Annotated in this window: 1 protein-coding gene and 1 pseudogene; both read left to right on the top strand. The window is 56.7% G+C overall.

The genetic code is table 11. The annotated features are described in order from the left end of the window. Positions 1-142 precede the first annotated feature (142 nt). On the top strand, positions 143-958 hold the full coding sequence (gene sul2, locus FTU79_RS16380) for a sulfonamide-resistant dihydropteroate synthase Sul2 (protein ID WP_001043260.1): 816 nt from the start codon (positions 143-145) through the stop codon (positions 956-958). An 86-nt stretch (positions 959-1044) separates the two neighbouring features. Continuing rightward, positions 1045-1292, top strand: a pseudogene (gene glmM / locus FTU79_RS16375) (phosphoglucosamine mutase); the annotation flags it as partial.

Below are 1292 nucleotides of genomic sequence, written 5' to 3'. Positions count from 1 at the left end.
TTCCATTTTAGAGATTTGTTTAAGATAAGATATAACTCATTGAGATGTGTCATAGTATTCGTCGTTAGAAAACAATTATTGTGACATTATTTCAATGAGTTATCTATTTTTGTCGTGTACAGAGATTATTATAGAAGCCCCCATGAATAAATCGCTCATCATTTTCGGCATCGTCAACATAACCTCGGACAGTTTCTCCGATGGAGGCCGGTATCTGGCGCCAGACGCAGCCATTGCGCAGGCGCGTAAGCTGATGGCCGAGGGGGCAGATGTGATCGACCTCGGTCCGGCATCCAGCAATCCCGACGCCGCGCCTGTTTCGTCCGACACAGAAATCGCGCGTATCGCGCCGGTGCTGGACGCGCTCAAGGCAGATGGCATTCCCGTCTCGCTCGACAGTTATCAACCCGCGACGCAAGCCTATGCCTTGTCGCGTGGTGTGGCCTATCTCAATGATATTCGCGGTTTTCCAGACGCTGCGTTCTATCCGCAATTGGCGAAATCATCTGCCAAACTCGTCGTTATGCATTCGGTGCAAGACGGGCAGGCAGATCGGCGCGAGGCACCCGCTGGCGACATCATGGATCACATTGCGGCGTTCTTTGACGCGCGCATCGCGGCGCTGACGGGTGCCGGTATCAAACGCAACCGCCTTGTCCTTGATCCCGGCATGGGGTTTTTTCTGGGGGCTGCTCCCGAAACCTCGCTCTCGGTGCTGGCGCGGTTCGATGAATTGCGGCTGCGCTTCGATTTGCCGGTGCTTCTGTCTGTTTCGCGCAAATCCTTTCTGCGCGCGCTCACAGGCCGTGGTCCGGGGGATGTCGGGGCCGCGACACTCGCTGCAGAGCTTGCCGCCGCCGCAGGTGGAGCTGACTTCATCCGCACACACGAGCCGCGCCCCTTGCGCGACGGGCTGGCGGTATTGGCGGCGCTGAAAGAAACCGCAAGAATTCGTTAACTGCACATTCGGGATATTTCTCTATATTCGCGGTTCAGCAGGCATGTCCCCTTTGAGGGCGACCCGACGACAGGATAATCGACCTTATGGTGCGCAAATATTTCGGCACAGACGGTATTCGTGGCAAAGCCAACGAAGGCGCGATGACGGCGGAAACCGCCTTGCGCGTCGGCATGGCGGCTGGCCGTGTCTTTCGTCGCGGTGACCACCGCCATCGTGTCGTGATCGGCAAGGATACGCGCCTGTCGGGCTATATGCTTGAACCCGCGCTCACAGCCGGTTTCACCTCGATGGGCATGGACGTATTCCTTTTTGGCCCGCTGCCGACAACGTA

The organism is Acinetobacter sp. YH12144 (genome assembly GCF_013418345.1).
Taxonomy (GTDB): Bacteria; Pseudomonadota; Gammaproteobacteria; order Pseudomonadales; family Moraxellaceae; genus Acinetobacter; species Acinetobacter amyesii.
The sequence above is the reverse complement of the archived record's forward strand: the minus strand, read 5'-3'. Positions and strand labels throughout refer to the sequence as shown.

What these genes read in the sequence shown, in the direction of transcription:
- sul2 (WP_001043260.1), top strand. Translation starts at nt 143, where the DNA reads ATGAATAAATCGCTCATCATTTTCGGCATCGTCAACATAACCTCGGAC.